The sequence below is a fragment of the Psychromonas hadalis ATCC BAA-638 genome (assembly GCF_000420245.1).
Taxonomy (GTDB): Bacteria; Pseudomonadota; Gammaproteobacteria; order Enterobacterales; family Psychromonadaceae; genus Psychromonas; species Psychromonas hadalis.
In genome coordinates this window covers 1-7,818 of record NZ_ATUO01000160.1, presented here as the reverse complement: position 1 = coordinate 7,818, position 7,818 = coordinate 1, and the positions used below count along the sequence as shown (strand labels likewise).

At 39.9% G+C, this 7,818-nt stretch carries 6 protein-coding genes and 2 pseudogenes; 3 read left to right on the top strand and 5 right to left on the bottom strand.

Annotated features, from left to right (window positions below; translation table 11 throughout):
* Both G322_RS23775 and G322_RS23965 read left to right on the top strand, forming a co-directional pair.
* Positions 1-219, top strand: a pseudogene (locus G322_RS23775) (IS1634 family transposase); the annotation flags it as partial.
* Between the two features lie 999 nt (positions 220-1,218).
* Positions 1,219-1,925, top strand: a pseudogene (locus G322_RS23965) (TerC/Alx family metal homeostasis membrane protein).
* Between the two features lie 693 nt (positions 1,926-2,618).
* Here G322_RS23965 and G322_RS0115585 read toward each other — a convergent pair.
* The 3 genes from G322_RS0115585 to G322_RS0115575 all read right to left on the bottom strand — a co-directional run bounded on the left by G322_RS0115585 (position 2,619) and on the right by G322_RS0115575 (position 5,656).
* Positions 2,619-3,848 carry an NADH:flavin oxidoreductase/NADH oxidase family protein gene (locus G322_RS0115585; RefSeq protein WP_022942664.1) on the bottom strand — a complete coding sequence of 410 codons (1,230 nt, stop codon included), beginning with the start codon at positions 3,846-3,848 and terminating at the stop codon, positions 2,619-2,621.
* A 90-nt stretch (positions 3,849-3,938) separates the two neighbouring features.
* Positions 3,939-4,583: a DsbA family oxidoreductase gene (locus G322_RS0115580; protein ID WP_022942663.1), complete on the bottom strand. Its 645-nt coding sequence runs from the start codon at positions 4,581-4,583 to the stop codon at positions 3,939-3,941.
* A 74-nt stretch (positions 4,584-4,657) separates the two neighbouring features.
* A complete protein-coding gene (locus G322_RS0115575) occupies positions 4,658-5,656 on the bottom strand; it encodes an NADP-dependent oxidoreductase (protein ID WP_022942662.1) in 999 nt (332 codons plus the stop codon).
* Between the two features lie 135 nt (positions 5,657-5,791).
* On the opposite strand from G322_RS0115575, the gene G322_RS0115570 reads away from it, so the two are divergent.
* Positions 5,792-6,697, top strand: coding sequence for a LysR family transcriptional regulator (locus G322_RS0115570; RefSeq protein WP_022942661.1), 906 nt, complete (start codon positions 5,792-5,794; stop codon positions 6,695-6,697).
* A gap of 137 nt (positions 6,698-6,834) precedes the next feature.
* Here the strand turns inward: G322_RS0115570 and G322_RS24610 are convergent, their stop codons facing one another.
* Both G322_RS24610 and G322_RS24605 read right to left on the bottom strand, forming a co-directional pair.
* A complete protein-coding gene (locus G322_RS24610) occupies positions 6,835-7,254 on the bottom strand; it encodes a dienelactone hydrolase family protein (protein ID WP_211217165.1) in 420 nt (139 codons plus the stop codon).
* Positions 7,242-7,556, bottom strand: coding sequence for a dienelactone hydrolase family protein (locus tag G322_RS24605; RefSeq protein ID WP_211217164.1), 315 nt, complete (start codon positions 7,554-7,556; stop codon positions 7,242-7,244). The genes G322_RS24610 and G322_RS24605 overlap by 13 nt, the downstream gene beginning before the upstream one ends.
* Positions 7,557-7,818 lie beyond the last annotated feature (262 nt).

Sequence of the window (7,818 nt, the reverse complement as noted above, 5' to 3'; positions counted from 1 at the left end):
GTAAAGGCCAGTATTCCGAATCAAATAAATCAGGCGACTGAAACACCAACATTGCGTTGGGTATTTCAATGTTTTGAAGGAATCAACCTAATTTACCAATCGAATAACGATGTTAATAACCGAGTGTACATCGATGGTTTGGATGAGTTAAGGAGAAAAATCATTCATCTTATCGGTGGGCATGCTGAATATTTGTATAAAATAGAAAAAGTCAGCTAGGGCTCTGATCAATGTCTGCTATAGAGCGACTGTGGAAGGTGATGAGTGAATATGCAAGAAACAATAAATACTTTGCAACAGCAAAAGAATTTCGACAGAGTATTAATGAGTTTTTTAGCCTTACCCTTCCCGAAATTGGTAGTACTTTAACGAGTAGAATTAATGACAACTTTCAAACCTTCAATTTTGCAGTTTGAAGTGCGATGAGCTAGATGCGAAATATTATCAAGTCGTTTGGGTATATCTACTGTACTGATGGGGAGATAATAAGGATGCCTATTTTGGGCAGACCCTCTTCTGATGCAAGTGGGGCACCTACTACAAGGGTAATATTGTTTCTGATTGCAGCGTTAATAAGCGTTTATCATTTTTGTCAAAAGCTAGTTTTATAGCAAGCTCTGGTTCGTAACCTGTTATCGATAGCTCAGGAAAAACAAGATAGGAAACATTGAACTCTGTCACTTTTTGTATCGCATTTTAAATGCGTGCTGATATTGCTTTTAATATCGCCTTTAACTGCTGCTATTTGTGCGACTGTGATTTTTATATCTTGCACCTGATTTTCCTTAACTTAATTTGCAGTAAAATAGTTTTACTGCTTGTTACTCACAAATAATATGCTTAATTGCACCACAAATGGATGCTCTGCCTGTCGGGTGTGCCATTATTAAATACTTTGACGAGAGCAATGCCATACGAGAAGAAAGCAATGCTTTTTTTTCGTATTTATGTGCGTTAGGCCTATAAACCCATCTATATTCCTTTCGCCAATTTGAAAGGAGATATTATGTTTTTATTTACTTGGCAAGCTTTTACACTGTTAGTGCTTGTTATGCTCACCTTAGATTTTTATTAAACCAGAGATGATGTGATTTCAATAAAGAGATCGCTGATTTGGTCCCTCTTTTGGGTATTACTCACATCTATTTTTGCTATCGTGATTTATCTGTTTTTGCCACAAATGATGCCATCAAGTAGCTACAGTTTCTATGATGCAGCATTGCATTTTTAACCGGTTATTTATTAGAAAAGTCACTCAGTATCGATAACTTATTTGTTTTTGCTATCATCTTTGGGCAATTCAGTGTGCCTGCACATATCAGACCAAGGGTTTCATTATTGGCGCGCTTATATTACGCTCTGTGATGATCTATGTGGGCAGTGATCTGCTACTGAAATATCATTGGTTATTATATGTTTTTGCGATGTTTTTAATTTTTACGGCCGTTAAACTCTGGTTTAGTAAGGATCAAAATAGTCAGGGTTTTACGCAGTCTAAGTTTGTTTTATGGTTAAAAAAACGTATCTATATTGATAATAATTACCATGGTCATCCGCTATTTATAAAAAACAATGCGACCTATATTGCTACGCCACTCTTGTTGGTTATTACGGTGATCTCTTTTACCGATATTATGTTTGCCTTGGACTCTATTCCTGCCATCTTTTCAGTGACGCGGGAACCCTTTTTAGTGTTAAGCGCGAATATTTTTTCTCTACTTAGTCTGCGCTCTCTCTATTTTGTATTTGAAGGTATGTTACATAAATTTTGTTACTTACAACCTGCACTGGCGATTATTTTAGGATTTATTGGAATAAAAATATTGTTAATTGGCAGCCACTATGAAATCCCTATTAATTACTCATTGGGGGTTATTATTGTTGTTTTTAGTATCGCGATTATTGGCTCTTGTTATAAAGAATAAAAAAGAGAGGAAACTCGCTTAAATATAAAAAAAGTGCGCGATGCTAGCCATCACGCCCTTTTAATAACAAAAAGCTGATTTATGGGTGTTTTATTACCACCAAAATAGCAGAGGTTTCGCCTGTAGGCGAGTAAACAATGAAAAGTCGAAACGCAGTTTCGTCGCTCGATAGAGTTAAGATTCTTTGTACGGATTAAAGAAAACAGAAGCCAAAGAAAACCGCCCATGTATTTTTTATTTTGCTAAATAAATCTCTTTTAAACGCCCAGTTCGGACCGCACATCCCTGTGCTGAGCCGAACTTAGTAGAAAACTTGTTCATACACTCTGCTGTTGCAGAATTCGCTGTTTCCACTTGCTAAAAGAATTGATTGAGCAAGAAAAATGCAAACGGGATCGGTATAGCCGTATTGATTCAGTATCTAGAAAAGATTTTTGGGCTACAATTGGTTGTTCTATTGATTTTTCCTTTAAAATCAGTCCAAAAGGTATGGATGTCCGCTTATTTCGTGGAAACCACACAATACAGGTAAAAAAATGCTTCAAGCGAGCTTGCCTCGCACTAGTGACTTTTAGCTTAAAGTTTTCTAGCGTGCAAAAGACAAGACCTGATGCGAATGGCACGGGGTGACCCTGACGGTTCCGGTGATTAAGGTCACAACGGTCAGAATCTTGATAACAAGTCGAGTGTTGGTTAAGCTCGACGGCTTCTAAAGGCGTATCTTCCCGCTGCATAGATGGTTTTAGCAAAAGAAAGCCATTCACTCAAATTGGCTTTTGGGGCTTTATTTTTGGCAATACGCTCAAGTTGATGCTCATACCAAGTGATATTTAACATTGCCATTTTATCAATCGTTTTAAACCCCGTGGTTAAATGGCGTAAGACCATTTTATATTGGTTATCTGCCATTAGTTTATTAGGTAAATCAGGATCAACCGCTAAGGGTCTTGCTAAACCAACTAAGTCTGTCGCGTGACTATTGAGTGCCTCTGCCATACCTTTTGCGCTGCGGAATCCTCCAGTGACAACCAAAGGGGTGTTCGTGGTCGCTCTGAGTTTATCGGCATAATCTAAAAAGTAAGCTTCGCGTGTTTTAGTTGAGGTTTTATGGCCCATCATAGAAGGACTTTCATAAGTACCACCAGATACTTCAATAAGGTCAATGCCTGCATCAGACAAGGCGCTTACCACCTGCATTGAATCTTCTTCGCTAAAGCCGTCCTTCATAAAATCGGCTGAATTGAGTTTGATGGCGACAGGAAATTGTGTACCTACTTTTGCTCTAATAGCGTGGTAGACATTTAATACAAAACGCATTCTGTTTTCTAAACTGCCACCCCATTGGTCATCTCGTCGATTGTGGCGAGGTGATAAAAATTGACTGACTAAATAACCATGTGCAGCATGGATTTGTACACCTGTAAAACCGGCTTTTTTGGCTAATAGGGCACTGTTTGCAAATTTCCCAATGATCTCCCATATCTCTTGCTCATCAAGCGCCCGTGGTACATTAAAGCCTTTTTCTAAGCCATTTTCTAACGCAATGGCTGATGGCGCTACGGGCTCTTTGGTGATGAAATTGGGGATTTGTTTACCCGGATGATTTAACTGTGCCCAACATTGGGTGTTATTTTCTGTGCCTGCTTCTGCCCAACGTTTAAATAGTTCAAGGTTACTCTGCTCATCTAGCACCACATTTTTAGGCTCACCTAATGCATCTCTATCAACCATGATATTACCCGTCATACACAGACCAATGCCACCGGCTGCCCATGTGCGATAAAGTGTGACTAACCCTAGTGTCGGATCATGTTGCTCTGTTGCCAATTGTTCGCTCATGGCCGATTTAAATAAACGGTTTTTAATGCAAACATGGGCATTAAGTCTAAAAGGCGTATTCAACTGGATGGTGTTATTTTGCATGTGTTTTACCTAAAGCAAATCCGTAAGTAGGTTCGCTTGTTGAGTGATGTGTTGAAACTAATGCCGCACATTGTGTAGCATCGCTATTTTTTATAGCTTCTTTACGATGTCAGTTAATATTTCTTGGAAAGCCTCTGCTGTTTGGCCACCAGAAATAGAATATTGATGATTGATGATAAATGTTGGTACTGCTTGAATCCCCCTTTCTTGGCTTGTTTTTTGCTCTGCACGGACTTGTTTTGCATAAGCATCTGAGTCGAGTAGGTCGTTAGCCGTGTTAATATCAAGGCCCACAGAAGCCACTATTTTGATGAGGTTTTTACGATCATTTAAGGCCATGTTTTGAGTGAAATGCGCACTAAACAGTGCCATTTGTAAAACATGTTGTTTGTCTTGTTGTTTTGCCCAAGCTAATAATCGATGACAATCAAAACTATTGATCATGCGCATCTGCGGTGCAAAGTTAAAGTCAAAATCAACTTCTTTGCCTCGCTGCTTTAGCATCTCACTATTTTGTGCACTTTGCTGCTCTGTGATGCCATACTTTTCTATTAAGTGCTCTTTAATATTTTGGCCTTCATTAGGCATATCAGGGTTAAGTTCAAAAGGTAGCCAGTTGATGTTTGCTTGCACATCAGGCGCAAGTTGTTGCAGTGCTTTCTGTAAGCCTTTGTAGCCAACGATACACCAAGGGCACATAACATCTGATACGATATCGATTTGTAATTTTTTCATGTTAAGTCCAATTAGATTAAATTAAATCAGTAAGGCGTTAAAGTATATGAAAGTAACATAACGCCTCATTTAATTTATAGTTTTACAATCAATTTACCTTTATTTTCACCCGTATAAAACAGGTTTAAACCTTCGATTGCAGCCGTTAATCCGTTTAATACATGGGTGCGATGTTTGATTTTACCCGCCAGTACATAAGGGGTGAGCTTTTCTAATAATGCTGGCACTTCATGAAAATGATCCGGCATGGTGAAACCTTGAATAGTAAGTCGACGCTTAATGATATTAAGCCAACTTGGACCCGGTGTTGGTACTTGCTTATCGTAATCGGCTATTAGGCCACAAACCACTATACGACCGTGGGCATTCATGCGCTCAAAGATGAAATTTTGAATCGGTCCACCGGTATTTTCAAAATACAAATCGATACCATTAGGTGCATGCAATGCAAGCTGCTTATCTAAATCGTCACTTTTATAATTAATAGCAGCATCAAAACCTAGCTCATTAACAATCCAGTCGGCTTTTTCTGCACTGCCAACCACACCAATAACATGTAAACCCTCTGCTTTAGCTAACTGGCCAACAATTGAGCCTACCGAGCCAGCTGCGCCTGTTACAATAATTGTTTCGCCTGTTTGTGGTTTGCCAATATTAAATAAACCTTGAGTCGCTGTTAATCCCGGTAACGCAAAAACAGATAATACCGCTTCATCAGATAGCGGTGCGCTCACTTTATTCAGTCCTTGGCCGTTACTTAAGTAATATTCTTGCCAGCCCATCATGCCCATGACGCGTTCGCCCACTGTAAAGTCAGGGTGCTGACTCGCGACCACTTCACCGATACCCGAGCTACGCATCACATCACCTAAAGCAACAGGTGCAATATAACTGTTGGTATCAGGGCTCATCCAGCCAAACATCGCAGGATCCAATGACATATGATGTTGTTTAACTAAAACATCACCATCGGCTAAGCTCGGTATCTCTTTACTTACCACTGAAAATAGATCGGCAGTAATGGCGCCGCCAGTGGGGCGTTTGCTCAGGTTAATCGCGGTATATGTGGTCATGTGTTTTCTTCCTGTCGGTTATCTTGACTGAGTGCTTTTAAGTGGGGTTATTATTAGGGTATTTTAGGGTAAGATATAGCGCCTAAATGGCGAATCATTATTGTCATAAAGACAATAATAAAAGTGTGAGGCGAGATGGATCAATTAAGAGCAATCAAATATTTTGTCAAAGTGGTCGAAAATGGCAGCTTTAGTAAAGCGGCTGAATTTTTCTCTGTGCCTCCTTCATCGCTGTCGCGCAGAGTCGCTGACTTAGAAAAAATGCTGGGGGCGACGCTATTAAAACGCACTACCAGGGCGGTTAGCTTAACGGAGATAGGAAAAATATATTATCAACAGGTTAGCGAAGTACTGCAGCTATTAGCACAATGTGACGAAACCGTAAAAAACTATCAAGCGAGACCAATGGGGGTGTTAAATATTAGCTCGATGGTGGGTTTTGGTGAGCGTATTTTACTGCCTTTGTTAGATGAGTTTAATCGTTTATACCCTGAAATAACCTTAAATGTGAGCCTCAGTGATGAGCTTTCAACGCTAGGGCGCGATGAAGTTGATTTGGCTATTCGTGGTGGTTATGCGCCAGATGAACGTGTGATCGCCGTAAGGTTAATGGATAATTATTTTATTATGGTGGCGGCCCCAGCGTATTTATCGACTTTTGGTACCCCCGTTGATGCGCTTGAGTTGAAACAGCATAAAGGCTTGTATTTTAAAACACCCAATGGCCCGATCCCGTGGATATGTGAAATACAGGGGCAACGCCAAGATGTTTCCGCAGAGCAGGTATTAATTAGTAACAATGGTAAGTGGCTTTTAGATAAAACGATCGCCGGCGCAGGTATTTTAATGATGCCACATTGGGTATTAAAACCTTATATTGAGTCTGGCGAGTTGCAAGAGTTACCGATCACTCCGCCACTTGATATCACCACCAATCGTACTTTAGGTGTATTTTTGTTGTACCAAAAGCAGCGCTACCAAGTCCCTAAAATAAAAGCTGCCGTGGACTTTTTAGTTGCAAGAGTGAAAGGTGCTTATTAACCAGATAATCGAGGATATGCAATGTGTTAACTCCCTAACGGATTGTTTGGCTAAATCATGAATTAAAGCTCTGCGAAGCTTAATGACGATAACGATATCCAGCTAGTCTGGTATCGTTTATAGCAATTTCTGAAAGGTTATAAGTTGCTGTCTAGAAAATCTAGAAAGGTATTCCATGATTTTTTGTCTGCCACTTCTTGATAGCGAGGTGAACCCATCACAGTAAATGCATGTGCAGCACCAGAATAAATTTGTATTTCATAATTCGCATTTACTGCTTCAAGTTGCAGCCCTAAATCGGCTACTTTTTTTAGGGATATTGAACTGTCTGCACCGCCATGTGCAACAAAAATAGGCGCAGTTAAATTTTTATAATTTTGTCCTTCTGGTGTTGCTAAGCCTCCGTGAAATGTAACATAACCTTTCACGTCTGACGCTTTTCCCGATCGCGCTAACTCTAAAACGGCCGCACCGCCAAAGCAATAACCGATAACAACCATTTCTTGGTTACTTAATTTTTTTGATTCTGTAATGGCGGCTAAAATTAAGCGACGCATTTTTTCTCTGTCTTATATAACTTCGCGGTTTCTTGCTTTTTTTCTTTTGTTTCAACGGGTCTATTTCCTGCGCCATACAAGTCTGCAGCAAAGGTGTCATAACTCTTTTTAGCAAGCATATCTGCGCGTTTTTTCTCATATTCAGTAAGCCCATCCCAATCATGAATGAGCAGTACACTGCCTTTCGATTGCCCTTGTGCTTTTGCAAAGTAACCTTGGTAATTTTGTCCATCTACTTGATAAGTCACTTGCTGAGCTACGACAGGTAAACTAATTATTAAACCTAATAATAATGCTTTCATATAAGGTACTCCATTGGCTGATGTATATACCCGTTATCATTCAAAATGCAAAATTCAGCAAGCGGTGAGGTGAACAGATTCTAGGCAGAAAGTTGAAGGTATAACTGGTTCAACCGATACTTTCTAACAACGAAGATGTTTGCCTCAAAGCTTGCCTTGTGGGTCGCCAGCTCGAAAACTAATTCGGCGTTGCAGTATTCGATAAGGGCTAGCCATTGTCATCATACTGCGCCTTGTCTTAGTGTCCGAGCTGACGACTGAA